This is a genomic window from Campylobacter sp. CFSAN093226 (genome assembly GCF_012897595.1).
Lineage (GTDB): Bacteria > Campylobacterota > Campylobacteria > Campylobacterales > Campylobacteraceae > Campylobacter_D > Campylobacter_D jejuni.
The window spans coordinates 1042962-1061378 of sequence record NZ_CP040608.1; the positions used below are offsets into that span (position 1 = coordinate 1042962).

The following is an 18417-nucleotide window of genomic DNA, read 5'->3' on the forward strand; positions in this document are numbered from 1 at the left end:
ATAAATGAAAAAAATTTCAGCCCTATTTTTAATAAGTTTAGCATTTTTTCTTAATGCTTGCTCCAAGGAAGAAGAAATTCAAAATGATTTTATGTTTGAAGAGTATCACAAAGGAGATAAAATAGTCTTAAATAGTGTAAATGGTGGAAGCAAAACTTTAATAAGAACAGATAAAGGTTTTGTGGTGGAAGGAGAGGAAGGAAAAGTTCTAATGTTTGATTTTTTTGGCACTTTTTGCACCCCATGTAAAGAAGAAGCTTTAGATCTTAGCAAACTTTGGAAAAATAATTCTAGCAAATTTATCATTATAGGACTTACACATTTTGAAGATGTTAGCGATGAAACAGTTAAAAAATTCGCGGGTGATTATGGTGCTTACTATTTTCTAAGCAATGGCAGCTCTAATGATCGTATTATTGCTCAAATTTTAAAAGATATAGACTATCAAAATATGGAGCAACTTCCTTTTAAAGTTGTTTTAAAAAATGGAATTTATCAAAAAATAAGCGATTACTGGAATAATAATACTCCAACAAATTTTTATCTTGGTAAAATTCCAACAGAACTCATGCAAGAAGATTTAAATAAAATCTACAAAGGAAAATAATGCCAAAAACCCAAACTCTAGAGCAAACAAAACTTAGTGAACCAAAAATGTATAAAGTTATACTCTTAAATGATGATGTAACAACCATGGATTTTGTCATAGAAATTTTGATGAATATTTTTCATCAAAACCTTGAGAAAGCAAGTCAAACAATGTTAGAAATTCATCACAATGGTTCTGGAATTTGTGGCATTTACACCCAGGAAATAGCTCTTTCAAAACAAAAAAAAGTTATGGATGCGGCTAAACTTGCTAATTTTCCACTACAAGCAAAGGTGGAAGAAGAATGAAATACCAAGAAAATTTACAAAAATATCTTGATAATGCCAAAAATCTAAGCTTAATAAATCACCATGAATTTGTTACCTGTGAGCATGTACTGTTTGCATTACTAAAACTAAGCACTGATTTTAAGGATATATTTGAAGAATTTTCAGATGGAGATCTTGAACTTCTAGAAACTGAATTAAAAAATTACATTTCTCAAAACAATCAAGTTATTAAACAAGAAATAGAACCTACAATATCTGTTGTTTTAGATGAAATCTTACTTTCATCTAAAAATAAAAATAATGAAATTAAAATTATAGATTTTTTAGAAAAGCTCATACAGGATTCAAGAAGTTATTCTAGCTATCTCTTAAAAAAACACAACATAAATCTTAACAAAATTCAAGAACTTCAAAATCATGAAAATATACAAAATTTAAACAACCACACAAGTGATTTAACACTTTTAGCTCAAAATGGCAAAATTGATCCTTTAATAGGAAGAAAATTTGAACTTGAAAGAATGATGCAAATTCTTTCACGTCGCAAGAAAAATAATCCTATTTTAGTAGGAGAAGCAGGAGTTGGAAAAACAGCCATTGTAGAGGGATTAGCATTGGCTATTGCGGAAAAAAAGGTGCCTAAAAACTTACAAAATGCAAAAATTTTTAGTCTTGATATGGCTAGTATACTTGCGGGAACAAAATACCGTGGAGATTTTGAGAAAAGAATTAAAGAAATTTTAAGTGAACTTGAGAAAATACCCAATGCTATTTTATTTATTGATGAAATTCACACTATAGTAGGAGCTGGAAGCACAGGAGAATCTCATACTGATTTTTCCAATCTTTTAAAACCAGCTCTAAGCAATGGAACTTTAAAATGCATAGGTGCAACAACTTTTATGGAATATAAAAATACTTTTGATAAAAATAAACCCCTAAGTCGCCGTTTTGCTAAAATAAATGTAGATGAACCAAGCCAAGAAGAAAGCTTGCAAATTCTTAAAGGATTAAAAAACAAATATGAAGAATTTCATCATATCAAATTAAACGATGAAATTCTTCAATATGCTGTAATTTGGGGTAAAAAATTTTTTAATGATAAATTTTTACCTGATAGCGCTATAGATCTGATCGATGAACTTGGCGCTTCTTTTGCTTTAAATCCAAGAGCTAAAAAAAATGCCAATTTAAAAGATTTAGAAAATGTTTTAGCAAAAATGACCCACCATCACAAAATGTTTGAATTCGATCAAAATAAAGCTTTAATGAACTTAAAAACAAATTTAAAAGCAAAAATTTTTGGCCAAGATGAAGTTATAGATAGCCTTGTTTCATCACTTAAGCAAAGTTTCGCAGGATTTAAAAATTCCAATACACCACGCGGAGTGTTTTTGTTTACTGGATCAAGTGGAGTTGGAAAAACAGAACTTTGCAAAGCTTTAGCTGAATTTTTAGGTTTAAATTTAGAACGCTTTGATATGAGTGAATATGCAGAAAAACATGCTATAAGTAAACTAATAGGATCTCCAGCTGGATATATAGGTTTTGAAGAGGGTGGACTTTTAAGCAATGCTATTCGCAAAAATCCTTTCAGTCTTGTTCTTTTTGACGAAATAGAAAAGGCTCATCCTGATTTAAGCAATACCTTTTTACAGATTTTTGACAATGCTGAACTCACCGACAATAGTGGTCTTAAAGTAGATTTTAAAAATACAATCATTATTATGACATCTAATCTAGGACTTAAAGAAAGCAATGAGCTTGGTTTTTTAAGTAAAAATGAAGAAAAAAGTAATCGTGCTATCAAAGACTTTTTTGCTCCAGAATTTATTAATCGCATTGATAAAATTTTACATTTTAATGATTTAAACGATGCTATACTTGTTAAAATTATCGAAAAAGAACTTGACGAAATTTCTAAAAATTTAAATAATATAAAATTATCAGTGGATGATAAAGCTAAAATTTATTTAGCTAAAAAAGCCTATAATAAAGAATTTGGAGTAAGGCTTTTAAAACGCATAATTTCTGAGGAAATAGGAGAAAAAATCAGTGATGAAATTTTATTTGGAAAGCTTAAAAAAGGTGGTATAGCTAAAATCAAACTTGGTAAAAATGAAAAGCTCGAATTTATATTCTAAATTACTCAATGCGCCTAAAAATGCTCCTGTATTTTTAAGTCAAAATTTAGAAGCTGATTTTATTGTAAAAGCTTATACTTTTGGTCTATTCCCATGGACAAGTAAACCTGTAACTTGGTGGTGTCCAGATCCTAGATGCATTTTAATTCCAAATCAAATTCACATCCAAAAAAATATGAAAAAATTTATTAATCTCTATCAAATTAAACTTGATTATGATTTTTTAAAATTAATTACATTATGTCGCGATACACGCTCTCAAAGCTGGATAGATGATGAATTTATTACCACTTATTATAAGTTATTTACCCAAGGCTATGCGCATAGCCTTGAACTTTATGAAAATAATGAACTTATAGGTGGAATTTATGGTTTAATTTTAGGCAAGGTTTTCTTTGGTGAAAGCATGGTAAGCATTAAAAAAAATGCATCTAAAGTTGCCATGATTAAACTTTGTGATTTATTAAAACCTTATGATTTTATCATAGATTGTCAAGTTTATAACCAACATTTAGAATTTATGGGTGCTCATAATATTTCTAGGAAAGAATTTTTAAATATTTTAAAAGAAAAATGCAATCAAGAAAGTGGTTTTAAAAATTTTAAAGATTTAATTACTTAAAAATAAGCGTGAAAATCACGCTTATGACATCGCTTTAGCAACTTCAGCAGAGCTTTCACGAATTTTCTCCATACACTCTCTTGCTTCTTTTGCAAGTTCAACACTCTGATTAACATCCTCTAAACCGCTTTTAATACTCTCAACCACTTGTGATGTAACATTGCGAATAGAATTAATCGTAGTGGTAATTTCATTAACCGAATGCCCTGTTCTTTCAGCTAAATTTCTTACTTCATCAGCAACAACAGCAAAACCTCTACCATGTTCACCAGCACGTGCTGCCTCAATAGCAGCATTTAAAGCAAGCAGATTAGTCTGATCAGCAATATCACTAATAGTTTGAATAATAGATTTAATTTCATCTGATTGTTGATTTAATGAGGAAACAAGATTTGAACTTTGAGACATCATATCAGCAATATTCTGAACATTTGAAACAGTGTTTTCAATTACACGATCTCCATCTTGAGTAAGATTATCATTTTTTTCTGCAAGTTCGCTTATGAGGCAAAGTTTTTCTTGATCTTTTTTAACTTGTTCGCTTATATCTGTAGCAAATTTAATAACCTTGTAAATTTTTCCATCATCATTTTTAACCGGATTATAACTTGCTTCAAGGTATACTTTTTTATTATTTCTTCCGTATCTTATATATTTACCTGATTGAAATTTGCCCTCTCTTAAATCTTCCCAAAATTGAACATAGTCCTTAGAGTGTCTATAATTAGAATCACAGAACATGCTATGATGCTTTCCTTTAATCTCATCAATATTAAAATCCATAGTTCTTAAAAAATTTTCATTAGCCGTAATAATAGTCCCATCAGGTTTAAATTCAATAATAGCCATAGAACGATTAGCAGCAGCAATAGTATTTCTAAGATCAAGCATTTCATAATGTCTTTGAGTTATATCATTGGCAAATTTAATAATTTTATAAACATGACCATTATTATCACTAATTGGAAGATAATTTGCTTCTAAATAAACATCTATCCCTCCCTTAGCTATACGTCTAAAAAGACCACTTCTAGCTTTTCCATCTCTTAAATCTTTCCAAAAATCACTATATGCTGAAGAATTAACAACTTCAGGCAAACAAAACATACTATGATGCTTACCCTTGATCTCTGAAAGGGAGTATTTCATAGTTGTTAAAAAATTTTGATTTGCCTCTAAAATAACGCCATCGGTAGTAAATTCAATTACCGCCATGGTATTCCCAATAGATCTTAAAATATCTCCTAAACCATTACATTTTTTTTCAAGTTGTTCAATTATTTTAGTATTATTTTTCTTAGCACCAAACATAAAACTCACCTTTTTAATAATAAATTATTTTAAAATTATATCATATTTATATAGTATTATTTACTTAAAATTATATTAATTTATAAGTTAAATATATCCTTTAAACCTACAATAATCATCTTAAACCCCATAGCAACAATAAATACTTGTGCTATACGAGAAAAAACATGTAAAATCAATTTTCCAACTATTTTTTCTATAGTAGCTGCAAAATGAAAAAGTATAAACATAAAAATAAAAGCTATCATTACTCCACCAAGAGCAACATCAAGCCCACCATCTTCGGCTATAACAATAACGCTAGCTAAAGTTCCAGGCCCAACAAGCATAGGAAATGCCATAGGTATTAAACTCTGTCTTAAAATTTCCTTATCATCCATATCTTGATAAGAACTAAAATCCTTAGTTGCAATTTTTGTTGAAAAAAGTAAATTTTTAATAGCCATTATAATAAGAACCAAACCACCAGAAACCCTTAAATCATCCAATGAAACTCTAAAAATATAGTTCATAAATAAAGGTCCTGATAATAAAAACACCAAAACTATAGTAAAAGCTGTATAGAGAATAGTTCTAAAAAGTTTTTTTCGAAGCATTAAAGGCAATCCATCACTCATAGCCAAAAATTGAGTTAAATTACCAAAAGGATTTAATATAGCAAGTAAAGTAATTGCAGCAAAAAACATCAAATAAAGCTCAGAACCCATACTAGAAAACACTATCAATCCTTAGTTTTTACAAATTCCAAAGAAATAGAATTTACACAATGTCTTACATTTTTAGCAGAAAATCCTTCTCCTTCAAAAACATGACCTAAATGTCCATTGCAATTTGCACATACAATCTCGGTTCTAATCCCATCTTTATCAGGAATTCTTTTAACAGCCCCTTTTATTTCATCATCAAAGCTAGGCCATCCACAACCTGATTTAAATTTATCTTCGGATTTATAAAGCGAAGCTCCACATTGCTTGCATTGATAGATTCCTTTTTCATAAAAATCATTATATTTCCCACTAAAAGGAGCTTCTGTTCCTTTATTTAAAATTACTTTTTTTTCTTCTTCATTTAATTCTTTCATGATCTACCCTTATAAAATAATTTTTATATTATATAATTAAATTTTCAATTTTAAATGATAAATTTTTATAATTTTCAAGAAAGTTTTAAATGCAAAAAGAATTTTTTCAAGAACTTCAAGATATTTTATATGAAAAAAATGTAACTATAAAATTTCACTCTTTTCAAAATTTTTATGAAGACTTTAAAAGCCACAAATTTAATTTTAATCACGAGCATCAAAGCATTTTCAAAAAAAATACATCACAACAAATTACCTTGCTTCATCCTACGCGTATAAGAAGGCCTAAATTTGTCAATTCAACTCATGCGCTTGCTAAAATAATTCATTCAGTCGCTCATATAGAATTTAATGCAATTAACCTGGCTTTAGATGCGAGTTATCGCTTTAAAAATTTACCTTTGCAATTTTATTACGATTGGCTGGAGGTAGCAGATGAGGAAATTAAACATTTCAAACTTTTAAATTCAGCACTTAAAGAACTTGGTTACAAATATGGAAATTTTCCAGTGCATGATAATTTAGAATCTGCTCTAGAAGCTACAAAAGACTCTTTAAGCTTTAGAATGGGAGTAGTTCATAGAGGTTTAGAAGCTAAAGGGCTTGATGCCAACCCCTTTGTTGTTCAAAAACTTCAAAGTTCCAATCATTCCATTAAAAATCTTCTAATGGAATATCTTGAAATTATACTTAATGATGAAATAAAACACGTTAAAAAAGGAGATACTTGGTGGAAATTTGCAAACCAAAACAGGTATGATTTTATTGAGCTTTGCAAAACATTTAAACAATTCTCTCTTGCAGGAAAAAAACTTAACATTCAAGCAAGAATCAAAGCTGGCTTCACTCAAGAAGAATGCGAAGTCATTGAAAAATTTTACTCTTGATTTCTTGTCTTAAATTTTGAAACGATAATAGTATATAAAACTCGAATAATTCCATAAAGCACATACAAGCTTGCTAAAATTACTAAACTTTCAAGAGGGTAAAGATATAAAAATGAAAATATTATAATTAAAATAATCAAAACTTTTAAAACACTAGAACGATTAAAATCAAGCTTTTTAAAGCTAGGATAGCGTATATTACTTACCATTAAAAGCCCTAAAATTGCTTGAAGCACCAAAAAAACTACACCATAAGGCTTTAAAAAATCATAACTGATAAATGCATAAGTCCATATAGCACTCACAACTGCTGCAGTAGGTATAGGAAGACCTATAAAAACGGAGGGTTCATAAGTGCCTGTGGTAACATTAAATCTCGCCAAACGAATAGCTCCAAAAACCACAAAAAAAGCTGTAATCAAAGATCCAAGCTTTCCAAAATCATAACCTATAGCCATATAAAAAAGAACCGCTGGAGCAACTCCAAAAGCTACTAGATCAGCTAAAGAATCAAATTCTACTCCAAATTTTGAAGTAGAATTTGTAAGTCTTGCAACGCGGCCATCAAGCCCATCGCAAATCAAAGATAAAATAATATAAATCAAAGCTGTATAATAATTTCCATGTATTGAAGCTATAATAGAAATAACCCCTAAAAAAGCTGAAGCAGCTGTAAAAAGATTGGGTAAAATATAAATTAGTTGCGGTCTGTTATTCATTATTTTTCCTTACGCAAAATAGCCTAGCAATGAACCTGCTTTAATTTCATCATTTAAGCCTATATGAATTCTAGTATCTTTTGGTAAAAGTAAACTTATAGAGCCATTAATTAAAAAACCCATTCTATCTCCTGCTTTTAAATCATGAGAAATATTATCAAGCTTTAATTTTCTATCAAAAGAACCTGCATAGATTCGCAAGGCTATCGTTTTATTCTCTTTAACTTTTGCCAAAATAAAAGCTCTTTCATTCATCATTTTTGCAGATTTTAATTCACTGCACAAAAAAAGCCCATGTCGTAAACGAATATCTATTATAGACATTGCAAAAGGTGTATTAAAATTCCCAGCATCATAAAGAGCATTTTTAATAGCAATTTCAACACATTCACCCAAATCTTTATGATGAATATTTTCTATTTTAGTAACCCTACCATCCATAGGTGCAAAAATAGCTTTTTCATCACTACAAACAAGTTCTCTTTTGGGCGCTCTAAAAAGAAAAATACAAATTACAATTAATGCTAATAGCAAGATGGAAAAAGAATAAAAAATCCACACAAAAATAAAAATTAAGCTTAAAATAATAAGACTTAAATATCCATATTTTGCAATAAAATCTTTCATTCTTCTACTTTAACTTCAGTTTTAACTTCTTCGAGTTCTTGTAAACGAGTTGGTAGACTATTTTGATCCTCAAACTCTTTAATAATCTCGCGCACTTTATTACCTTCAATAGTTTCTTCTTCATAAAGGGCTGCAACCATAGTCTCAATCGCTCCCTTATAAGTATTTAAAGTATCTTTAACATCTTTATAGCGTTCATCCAAGGTTTTCTTTACATAATCATCTAAAGATTCTGCCATCTTTTCAGAATAATCTTTGATAGTTTGTCCACCACTTAAGAAAGTATTTCTTTGTTTTTCAAGTACCATAAGTCCTGCAATTTCACTCATACCATACATAGAAATCATAGCTTTTATGATATCGGTTGCTCTTTCTAAATCATTACTTGCACCCGTTGAAATTTCACCTATAAACACTTCTTCAGCTGCACGACCACCCAAAAGTACATCTACTTCAGCGATAAGTTCATGTTTTTGCATTAAAAATTTATTTTCCTCAGGAGTATTTAAAGTATAACCTAAAGCCGCAAGACCACGCGGAATCACAGAAACCTTACTTACACGTTTTGCGCCTTTGGTAGTTTCAGCAATCAAAGCATGACCGCATTCATGATAAGTAACAATTTTCTTTTCTTTTTCATTAATACGACGTGATTTCTTCTCAAGCCCTGCTATAGCTCTTTCAACAGCTTCAACTAAATCATTTTGTTCTACATATTTTTTAGAATCCCTACCCGCTAAAAGCGCTGCTTCATTAATAATATTTGCAAGATCAGCTCCTGCAAGCCCTGCGGTTAAGCGTGCTATATCTTCTACTTTAACTTTTGGGGAGATTTTGACATCTTTCATGTGCACTTTTAAAATATCACACCTACCTTTAAAATCAGGTTTATCAACTAAAACTTGTCTATCAAACCTTCCTGGTCTTAAAAGCGCTGCATCTAAAACTTCTGGGCGATTTGTTGCTGCTAAAACAATGACTGGGGAACTTTCTGTCCCAAAGCCATCCATTTCAGCCAAAAGCTGATTTAAAGTTTGCTCTCTTTCATCGTTTCCACCCATCATGCCACTTGCTGCACGACTTTTACCAATAGCATCTATTTCATCTATAAAAACAATAGCAGGAGCTTCTTTTTTTGCATTTTCAAATAAATCTCTCACACGAGAAGCACCTACACCCACAAACATTTCTATAAAAGACGAACCTGAAACACTAAAAAACGGCACATCAGCTTCACCTGCAACTGCTTTTGCAAGCAAAGTTTTTCCTGTACCTGGAGGCCCAACAAGTAAAAGCCCTTTTGGAATTTTAGCTCCCAATTTAATATATCTTTCAGGATACTTTAAAAAATCTACAATTTCTTTTACTTCTTCTTTAGCTTCTTCAACACCAGCTACATCGCTAAATTTTACTTTAGGTTTTTCTGAATTTACAAGCTTCTTAGAACTTCCTATACCCAATATAGAACTTCCCATATTTTTTTGCATACGACTTGCCAAAAACATCCAAATACCAAAGAAAATAAATACTGGCAAAACCCATGAAAAAAGTATATCCGTAAACCAATTTGTTTCAGAATACGCACCATAAGCGATATTTTTACTATCTAGTAAACTCACAAGCTCAGGATCATTAACTTTTTTTGCTGTATAAACAGTATTGTGAGAGCTTGAAATCGCTTTGATTGTTGTTTGTCCTATACTAACTTGATTGATTTGTCCACTTTCAATAAGCTTTTTTAACTCAGAATAAGGGACATTTTTATTTACTTCATTGCCATTCAATGCCCCGCCAAAAGAACCATTGCCATCAAAAAATCCCTTAAAAATAATTATCATTATAATTGCAAAAATCGCAAAAATAAAAATGGGATTTTTGTTAAAAAAATTATTACCCTGCGGATTACCCTTATTATTTTGGGTATTATTATTCATTACTTATCCTTTTTTATTATTTTTATATACAAAACTACACCACTCATTGATTTGCATTTCATCAATGAGTTCCAAATCTTGAAATTTTTCTTTAATTCTTGTTGAATATTTATCTAAAATTCCTGACAAAATAAGTATAGCATTATCTTCTAAATGGTTTTTAATATCTTTTTCTAAAATTAAAATCACATCTGCAATGATATTTGCAACAATTAGATTATATAAACCATTTGCTTTATCTATAGATCCACACCAAGCCTTGTGAAAATCGACACCATTTAATCTTGCATTTTCTAAAGAACTATCAATAGCCAACTCATCAGTATCACAAATTTCAACATTACAACCAAACTTTGCCATAATAATACCCAAAATTCCACTACCACAACCAAGATCTAAAGCTCTTAATTTACTTTTAGAAAATTTTTGTAAAAATTTTACACAAGAATATGTGCTTTCGTGATGTCCTGAGCCAAAGGCTAAGGCTGGATTAATCTTTATATTTATACAATTCTTCTTTTCTTCTTGCCAAGTTGTATGGATGTAAACATTATCCACTAAGATAGGTTTTATGCCTTTTTTATATTCTTGTATCCAGTCCTTGTTTTCTTTCTCTACAAGACTTAAATTAGAAATAATTTTATGGTTTAAATTGAAAGTAGTTGTAAGTTTTTGAGCAAATATTTCAAGTGCCCATGAAAACTCTTCTAAACTCTCATGGGATCTAATGTAAACACCATTATCTTTCTCTTCTATGGCTTCTATACCTAAATCAAAAGCAAAATCAAGAAATAAATTTTTATACTGCTCTTCTACGATAAAGAACAATTCATAATATTTTTTTTGCATTTAGAATTTTAAAAATCAGCCTTTACTCAGCTGCACCTTCTCCACTTCCTGTTCCTAAAACATCTTCAAGTTTTTCCTTTAAAACTTGTGGAGTAAAAGGTTTTACAATATAGTTATTTACGCCAGCTTTTAAAGCAGTAATCACTTCAGCTTTTCCACCCTCAGTTGTAACCATGATGATAGGCATATCTTCATATTTTTTCTCTGCTCTTACTTTTTTTACCAACTCCAAGCCATTCATTTCTGGCATATTCCAATCTGTAATTAAAACTTTTACATCTTCATTTTTAGTTAATAAATCCCAAGCTTCAACGCCATGCTCAGCTTCTAAAACATCATCGTGTCCAAGTCTTGTTAGGGTATTTTTAATAATCCTTCTCATAGTAGAACTGTCATCAACAACTAACAATTTCACAATTTCGTCCTTTCAAAGTTTTTATAGTTTTATTTTACCCTTTTTAGCCTTATTAATCAAGCTAAAAAATTTTAAAAAACAGCATTATATCATCTTTTACTTAAATTTTTACTCAAATATTATTATTTTTATACTTAACCGTAAATAAATATACACTTAAACCTAAAAGAAGCAAGCTCACTCCACCGATAAGATAAATCGCATAAATCATCTGAGAAAGATCACCAATAGCAAGTTTAAATACCAACATCAAAGCTTCTATAGCTAAAGCAATGATAATAGAACCCAAAAATCTCACCATAGTTTTTTGAATTCCGCCTTCTTCTTTTTTCGTCCTTCCTAATACTTCTTGTTCGATCAAAGTTTTTGCCAAATCAAAAATAGCTAAAGCCAAAGTTATAGCGATGGTACTTTCAAACATATGTTCTATACCTATAGCTTGATTATCAAAAAGACTAAAAAAACCTTTTTGAAATAAAAAACAAGTAATCACAAATAAAACCAGTGCGAAGCAAAAATATACCAAACGACTAAACTGAGTAAAAACAAATTCAAATTTTCCTGCTTGAATAATCTTTAAAATATCTTCAAGCTTGATATCAATACAAACAACAAAAAGCAAGTTATTTTTATCATCGTAAATTGGCATAGAAGCTGTCACGCAAAGCTCATTATTTAAAACCGAAGGATAAGGATCGCTCAAAACACATCGTCTTAATTTTACAGCTCTATAAAAATAAGAACGAGTACTTCTATCCTCACCCTGCCCTATTTCATGAGCTTTATTTAAGGAAATCGCATTTTCTATTTGCATGCCTGAAATATCTAAAATATACAAAGCATCAAAAACAACAACTTCATGAGCTATTTTATCCAAAGCTGTTTTAATCGTTTCAAGGTGAATATCAGGAAGTTTATTGGGCAGATTTCTTGTTAAAATATAACTCATATAAGCTCTAGCACGATAGCGATTATCTTCAAATCTTTGTATATCTTTTATATACATTATACACCTTCTTTATTGTGTTTAAATTCAGGTACAATCTTTAATAAAGCCTCTGAAATATCTTCACATATTTGTAAATTTTCTATCTCTTTATTAAGCCAATCAAGATCAACCTTCTCATTCTTTGCTACAAAAATACTCTCATATTGTGTTTTAGCATCATTTTCATCAATCAAAAGCTCTTCATAAAGCTTCTCACCTTTTCTTAAGCCTGTGATTTTAATTTCTAAATCATTGCGATTAGAAAGTAAAAGCATTTTTTTAGCTAAATCTATGATTTTCACAGGCTTACCCATATCCAAAACAAAAAGTTCTCCCCCTTTTGCGATAGCTCCAGCTTGTAAAACAAGTTGCACTGCCTCAGCCACAAGCATAAAATAACGCACTATATCAGGGTGCGTTAAAGTTAAAGGCTCATTATTGGCAATTTGTGCTTTAAATTTCGGTATCACACTACCACTAGAACCTAAAACATTACCAAAACGCACACAAGCAACTTCAAAATTTTCATCACTCATACTTAAAGTATAAAGCTCGCAAACTCTCTTAGTGCAACCCATAATATTTGTTGGTCGTACTGCTTTATCTGTACTTATCATCACAAATTTAGCTACTTTGTTTTCTTTAGCACTGTCGCATAAAATTTTAGTTCCTAAAATATTATTGATTACTGCTGAATGTGGATTTTGTTCGCAAAGAGGCACATGTTTATAAGCGGCTGCATGTAAAATAAGCTCGGGTTTATAAGTTTTTAATACCTCATCTAAACTTTGCTTATCTAAAATACTCAGTAAAATAGGAGTAATTTTTTCTTTATATAAATTTAAATCATCATTGATCTTATAAAGATTATACTCACTATGATCAACCATGATAAGATGCTTAGCACCAAATTTAATACATTGCTTACAAAGTTCACTGCCTATAGTTCCACCTGCTCCACTTACCAAAACTACCTTATCTTTTAAAAAAGCCGCCACAGCACTATCATCTAAATCTTTTGGTTTTCTAGCAAGCAAGTCTTCTATACTGATATCTCTTGCTTCGTTTCTTGTAAAAGAAAATATTTTTACATCGCAAATACCATAAGCTACAAGTTCTTCAAAAAGTTTTTTAAGCTCTTCTTGTTCAAGTCTTAAAGCAATAATGGCAGTTTTTACCCCTTGTTCTACATAAGATTTTATTTTTTCTTTTTCTTCTACAATAAATTTATCACAATAAGTCCCTATAAGCTCTTTTCTCGCATCAACTACGCCTACAGGAAAAAGCCCTAAAGAACCTTCTTTCGCACCTTTTAACAAATGCAAAGCCTTAGAAGTTGCCCCTACTACAATACAAGGAGTTTCTTCTTCTTTCATTCTAGAAGGTTTAAAATCCACAAGCATTCTTTTGCTAATTCTTAAAGTACCTATAAACATATAAGAAAGAACAAAATCTATCACAATAGCACTTCTTGGAAAAGGATTAAAAAAATCACTAAAAAAATAAAAAATAAGAAAAAAACAAAACTCAGCTAAAAGCAAAGCGATAAAAATCTTTCTTGCTTCATTGAGAGAAAAAAATCTCCAAGCTACTTTATAAATTCTAAAAACAAACAAAAATGAAAGTTTTAAAACAAGCAAAATAATAGCAGAAACCATCATACCATGATAAAAAATACTCGGAATATCTCCACTAAATCTCAAAGAAAAAGCCAGATAAACGCTAAGTAAAATTAAAACAATATCTGAAGTTAAAAAAAATGCTAATCTTTTGCTTTTATAAAAAATCATTTTAAGCCTTTATGCTCTTTAAGATCAGTTTTGAAATTTCATAAACATCATCTTTACTCATCGCCGTGCCACTTGGCAAACAAATTCCTTTTTGGAAAAATAACTCACTATTGCCATTAAGATAAGCCTTAGCTCCTTTAAATACTTCTTGAGCGTGCATAGCTTTCCATAATGGTCTTGTTTCTATTTGTTCATTTTTCAAATCTTCTATGAGTTTTGAAATTTTTGGATGCAAAGTAATATTTTTTTGACTGATATTTATATCTTTTTGACAAGAATTAAGTTCATTTTTATCAAAATCAATCAAAGCTGTACTTAACCAGCGATTGCTTCTTGAATTTTCTAATTCATCTAAAAAGCTAAAACACTCTCCTAAAAATTCTTTATACCACTCATAAATTTCTCTTTTTTTAAGCACTCTTTGTTCTAAAACCTCCATTTGCGCTACGCCAATAGCTCCTAAAACATTGCTTAAGCGGTAATTATAACCATAATCTAAATGTTCATAATGCAAACAATTTTCCCTAGCTTGAGTGCTATAAAATCTTGCTTTTTCAATCTTTTCTTTATTTTTTCCTATAAGCATACCTCCACCTGAAGTGGTGATAATTTTATTGCCATTATAAGAATAAGCTCCAAATTCTCCAAAAGTTCCTAAAGCTTTATTCTTATAAAAACTTCCTAAAGCTTCAGCAGCATCTTCGATTAAAACAATTTCATTTTCTTTGCAAATTTCAACAATTTCATCCATTTTAGCCGCATTGCCATAAAGATGAGTTAAAATCAATGCTTTTGGTTTTTTTTCACATTCTTTAATAGCAAGCTTTAATAAATCTACATCGATATTATAAGTTTCATCACAATCTATAAATACAGGTTTTGCTTTAAGATAACAAATAGGTGCTACTGAAGCGATAAAAGTAAAAGAAGAAGCCAAAACAATATCATCTTGTTTTACCCCTGCCACCCTTAAAGCTAAATGCAAAGCCGCTGTGGCTGAATTTAAAGCTAAGGCATTTTCACTTTTACTGTAAGCCTTGACACTTTGTTCAAAGCGATTTACAAATTCACCCAAAGGTGCTATATAATTGCTTTTGAAAACTTCTTCTATGTATTTTAATTCATTACCACCCATATGCGGAGGAGAAAGAAAAAATCTCATGATTTATCCTTTGTGTAAAACAAAATTTTTATAAATTGACTCTATTTTACCTAAAAAAATTTACAAAGATTCAAATATTTAAATTCTTTTTATAGTCAAAGCTTGTTTTCATACCAATTTTTAAGCTTTTCTAAGTCTTCTTTTTTATAAATACTTTCAAAGCATTTAAGGAGTATTTTATTTTTTGTTTTGATAACAAAACAAACTTCAACTTGATTTAAAAATTTCATTTTTTCTATTTTAACAATTTCCAAATCTTCTCGTTTTATAAAATACATATAAAAAAGATTAAATTTACTAACTATATAAATTCCATTTTCACAAACCATTGCTAAATTTATAACATATATCAACAATAATAACATACCTGTTATCACAGAAGAAACTGATACTTGCAAACTCCAAAGTGTTTTTAAATTTTCATTTTCTAATTCAAAGAAAAAAAGAAGTTGATAAAAACCTTCAAAATTATACCAAATTCCTATTAATCCACCCAAAAAAGCAGCAATACCTGTATATTTTATAATCCTACTATTTTTAGAATTTACATTTGCTTTAAGACTAAAAAGTTTTTTGTGTTTTAAAGAATTTTTCAAAGGAAATATGTAGCATATTAGACATATGGTTAGTAAATTAATGACAATCCACCCCAAAGGCGAAGGATTTACTATATAGTGAACAACAAGATTGTTATTAAAATGCAATTTACATCCTTTTTGCAGGTACTCCCACAAAAACACCTTTTTCATCTTGATTTTTAACTAAAGTTGCTCCACCACCTAAAATACTATCATCTGCCAAACTTAAATTAGGCAAAACACAAGAATTAATCCCTAAAAAACAATTTTTACCAATTTTTACATTACCCGCACATTTAGCTCCCACACTCACATGAGAAAATTCCCCTATCACACATTCATGCTCAATTACGCTTGAAGTATTTAAAATCACACCTTTTTCTATTTTAGCTTTAGCGTTAATCACTACATAAGGCATGATTAAAATTCCTGCATTTTCTTCCACGATTGCGCTAGGACTTATAAGCGCGCTTTTATGGATAAGATTGACAATTTTAAAGCCATTTTCTGAAATTTTTTGATAAATCTTTTTTCGAATTTCATTGTTTCCTATGGCTATAAAAAAATCATATTTAGGTAAGGTACTTTCAAATTTCATTCCTTTAAAATCATCTAAAAAAATACATTCTTTATAACCCATATTTTTAGCCACATCTTCACAAACAAGCCCATGACCACTAGCACCATAAATATAAATTTTTTCAGTTCTTGCCATTAAATTTCTCTGTTGTAACATGGCCTTCTTTGCTTACCCCACTTCGTTTTAAAACCTTTAAAGCTGTTAAAAACATGATTTTTAAATCAAGCAAAAAAGAAATATTTTTCACATAATACACATCAAGTTCGAATTTTTTCTGCCAAGAAATAGCATTTCTACCATTTACCTGCGCCCATCCTGTTATACCTGGACGCACTTTATGACGCAATTTTTGCTCTTTATTGTAAAGAGGCAAATACTCAACCAAAAGAGGTCTAGGTCCAACAAAACTCATATCCCCTTTTAAAACATTAAAAAGTTGCAAAAGCTCATCCAAACTTAAGCTTCTAACGATTTTTCCAAAAGCTTTCAAACGCAATTCATCGCTTAATAACTCACCCTTTTCATCTCTTTCATCGCTCATGGTTTTAAATTTATAAATTTTAAAAATTTTTTCATCTAACCCGGGACGATTTTGGGTAAAAATCACACTTCCTTGAGTGATTTTTAAAAGTAAAGCAGTGATTAAAATCACCGGAGAAAAAAGCACTAAAAGCACTAAAGATAAAATAAAATCAAAAATTCTTTTAAAAACTTTTTCATACATTCTTAATTACCCTATCATAAAGTTTTAAATAACGCTGTGCGATTATATTTTCATCGTATTGTAAAGCATCTTGGGCGGCATTTTTAGCTAAATTTAATCTTAATTTTTCATCTTCTAATAAAAGTGAAATTTTTTCGCTTAAATCTTTAGCATTTTTTGTTTTTGCCCAAAGTCCATCATAAGCATTAGAAATAGCCTCCACACAACCTTCACAATCACTCACCACTATAGCCTTACCGCAAGCTTTTGCCTCCAAAACACTTACAGGAAAGCCTTCTTTATAGCTTGGCAAAACAAAAATATCACAATTTTGCAAAAGCTCGACTATATCACTTCTAGCACCCAAATAATGCACCGCGCCAGAGTTTAAAAACTCCAAACTTGCACAAGAAGGATTTTCATCTCTTCCACCAACTAAAACAAAATTTGCTTTGTCTTTTAGCATAGTAGCACTTTCATAAAATTCTTTTACACCCTTATGCCATAAAGCTCTTGCTATCATAAGCACAATGGGTTTTTTATCTATGTTTAAATTTTTCCAAAAAAGCTCTTTTTTTTCCGATTCTACATAAATAGGAAAAAATTTTTTTAAATTGATCCCTACAGATTTTATCACGCAAATTTTATTTTCTTTAAGTCCTAAATTCCGCATAAACTCAGCATTACTTTCATTGACAAAAATAAATTGGTGTGCAAATTTAAAACTTAATTTATAAAGACTATTAATAACAAAACGCACTAAATTTGCCTTAAAACCTTGATCTATATAAAAAGATCCCAAGCCTTCTACTAAGGCAAAACGATAAGGAATTTTTGCCCATTTTGCTGCTAAAATTCCAAAAGTATTGCTTTTGTGTGCCGCACTTTGAATAAAATCAAGATTTAAATTTTTCAAAACCTTAGCAAGATAAAAAAAATTCTTTAAAACCACAAAAGGATTTAAACTAGCTCTTGAAAACTCATAAACAATTACTTTTAAGCCAAGATCTCTAAGTTTTTGCGTGTATTCATCTTGCGGCACTATAACAAAAACTTCGTCTTTTCTATCTTTTAACGCTTTTATAATAGGCATTCTAAAATGATAAATACTCGCTCCTGCATGTGATAAAAATCCTATTCTCATTTTC

Annotated in this window: 20 protein-coding genes; 5 read left to right on the plus strand and 15 right to left on the minus strand. The window is 30.0% G+C overall.

Annotated features, from left to right (window positions below; translation table 11 throughout):
• Positions 1–4 precede the first annotated feature (4 nt).
• Genes FBF02_RS05415 through aat form a run of 4 tightly spaced genes read left to right on the plus strand, consistent with a single transcriptional unit; the run spans position 5 to position 3645 of the window.
• Positions 5–607 carry a TlpA disulfide reductase family protein gene (locus tag FBF02_RS05415; RefSeq protein WP_002852711.1) on the plus strand — a complete coding sequence of 201 codons (603 nt, stop codon included), beginning with the start codon at positions 5–7 and terminating at the stop codon, positions 605–607.
• A complete protein-coding gene (locus tag FBF02_RS05420; protein WP_002852892.1) occupies positions 607–897 on the plus strand; it encodes an ATP-dependent Clp protease adaptor ClpS in 291 nt (96 codons plus the stop codon). Before FBF02_RS05415 ends, FBF02_RS05420 begins: the two co-directional genes overlap by 1 nt.
• Positions 894–3023 carry an AAA family ATPase gene (locus tag FBF02_RS05425; protein ID WP_002852743.1) on the plus strand — a complete coding sequence of 710 codons (2130 nt, stop codon included), beginning with the start codon at positions 894–896 and terminating at the stop codon, positions 3021–3023. Before FBF02_RS05420 ends, FBF02_RS05425 begins: the two co-directional genes overlap by 4 nt.
• Entirely contained in the window at positions 2998–3645 is a 648-nt protein-coding gene (gene aat / locus FBF02_RS05430) for a leucyl/phenylalanyl-tRNA--protein transferase (RefSeq protein ID WP_002852895.1), read from the plus strand. Before FBF02_RS05425 ends, aat begins: the two co-directional genes overlap by 26 nt.
• 21 nt (positions 3646–3666) lie before the next feature.
• On the opposite strand, the gene cetZ is transcribed toward aat, so the two are convergent.
• From cetZ to FBF02_RS05445, 3 genes are all read right to left on the minus strand, one after another.
• Positions 3667–4956 (minus strand): energy taxis response protein CetZ, encoded by a 1290-nt coding sequence (gene cetZ / locus FBF02_RS05435; RefSeq protein WP_002858314.1) that lies wholly within the window; start codon positions 4954–4956, stop codon positions 3667–3669.
• An 80-nt stretch (positions 4957–5036) separates the two neighbouring features.
• Positions 5037–5663, minus strand: a complete 627-nt coding sequence (locus FBF02_RS05440; RefSeq protein ID WP_002860212.1) for a MarC family protein — start codon at positions 5661–5663, stop codon at positions 5037–5039.
• Between the two features lie 14 nt (positions 5664–5677).
• Positions 5678–6037, minus strand: coding sequence for a methionine-R-sulfoxide reductase (locus FBF02_RS05445; protein WP_002826104.1), 360 nt, complete (start codon positions 6035–6037; stop codon positions 5678–5680).
• An 89-nt stretch (positions 6038–6126) separates the two neighbouring features.
• On the opposite strand from FBF02_RS05445, the gene FBF02_RS05450 reads away from it, so the two are divergent.
• Complete coding sequence (locus FBF02_RS05450; RefSeq protein ID WP_002858437.1) at positions 6127–6924, plus strand: ferritin-like domain-containing protein; 798 nt, start codon at positions 6127–6129, stop codon at positions 6922–6924.
• On the opposite strand, the gene pssA is transcribed toward FBF02_RS05450, so the two are convergent.
• From pssA to pglA, 12 genes are all read right to left on the minus strand, one after another.
• Positions 6915–7643 (minus strand): CDP-diacylglycerol--serine O-phosphatidyltransferase, encoded by a 729-nt coding sequence (gene pssA, locus FBF02_RS05455; protein WP_002853992.1) that lies wholly within the window; start codon positions 7641–7643, stop codon positions 6915–6917. The two genes, FBF02_RS05450 and pssA, sit on opposite strands and share 10 nt — an antisense overlap.
• 9 nt (positions 7644–7652) lie before the next feature.
• Complete coding sequence (locus tag FBF02_RS05460; protein WP_002852690.1) at positions 7653–8270, minus strand: phosphatidylserine decarboxylase; 618 nt, start codon at positions 8268–8270, stop codon at positions 7653–7655.
• Positions 8267–10204 (minus strand): ATP-dependent zinc metalloprotease FtsH, encoded by a 1938-nt coding sequence (ftsH, locus tag FBF02_RS05465; RefSeq protein ID WP_002852796.1) that lies wholly within the window; start codon positions 10202–10204, stop codon positions 8267–8269. The genes FBF02_RS05460 and ftsH overlap by 4 nt, the downstream gene beginning before the upstream one ends.
• A gap of 3 nt (positions 10205–10207) precedes the next feature.
• On the minus strand, positions 10208–11053 hold the full coding sequence (locus FBF02_RS05470) for a 50S ribosomal protein L11 methyltransferase (RefSeq protein WP_002852657.1): 846 nt from the start codon (positions 11051–11053) through the stop codon (positions 10208–10210).
• A gap of 22 nt (positions 11054–11075) precedes the next feature.
• Positions 11076–11468, minus strand: coding sequence for a chemotaxis response regulator CheY (locus tag FBF02_RS05475; RefSeq protein ID WP_002866134.1), 393 nt, complete (start codon positions 11466–11468; stop codon positions 11076–11078).
• A gap of 112 nt (positions 11469–11580) precedes the next feature.
• Positions 11581–12474, minus strand: coding sequence for a PDC sensor domain-containing protein (locus FBF02_RS05480; protein WP_002852871.1), 894 nt, complete (start codon positions 12472–12474; stop codon positions 11581–11583).
• Positions 12474–14246 (minus strand): UDP-N-acetylglucosamine 4,6-dehydratase (configuration-retaining), encoded by a 1773-nt coding sequence (gene pglF / locus FBF02_RS05485; RefSeq protein WP_002858054.1) that lies wholly within the window; start codon positions 14244–14246, stop codon positions 12474–12476. Before pglF ends, FBF02_RS05480 begins: the two co-directional genes overlap by 1 nt.
• Before the next feature lies 1 nt (position 14247).
• On the minus strand, positions 14248–15408 hold the full coding sequence (pglE, locus tag FBF02_RS05490; RefSeq protein ID WP_002852877.1) for a UDP-N-acetylbacillosamine transaminase: 1161 nt from the start codon (positions 15406–15408) through the stop codon (positions 14248–14250).
• Between the two features lie 95 nt (positions 15409–15503).
• On the minus strand, positions 15504–16157 hold the full coding sequence (locus FBF02_RS05495) for a membrane protein (RefSeq protein WP_010891910.1): 654 nt from the start codon (positions 16155–16157) through the stop codon (positions 15504–15506).
• Positions 16114–16701, minus strand: coding sequence for a UDP-N-acetylbacillosamine N-acetyltransferase (gene pglD / locus FBF02_RS05500; RefSeq protein ID WP_002852865.1), 588 nt, complete (start codon positions 16699–16701; stop codon positions 16114–16116). The genes FBF02_RS05495 and pglD overlap by 44 nt, the downstream gene beginning before the upstream one ends.
• A complete protein-coding gene (pglC, locus tag FBF02_RS05505; protein WP_002858344.1) occupies positions 16688–17290 on the minus strand; it encodes an undecaprenyl phosphate N,N'-diacetylbacillosamine 1-phosphate transferase in 603 nt (200 codons plus the stop codon). Before pglC ends, pglD begins: the two co-directional genes overlap by 14 nt.
• Entirely contained in the window at positions 17283–18413 is a 1131-nt protein-coding gene (gene pglA, locus FBF02_RS05510) for a N,N'-diacetylbacillosaminyl-diphospho-undecaprenol alpha-1,3-N-acetylgalactosaminyltransferase (RefSeq protein WP_002852885.1), read from the minus strand. Before pglA ends, pglC begins: the two co-directional genes overlap by 8 nt.
• Positions 18414–18417: the final 4 nt, after the last annotated feature.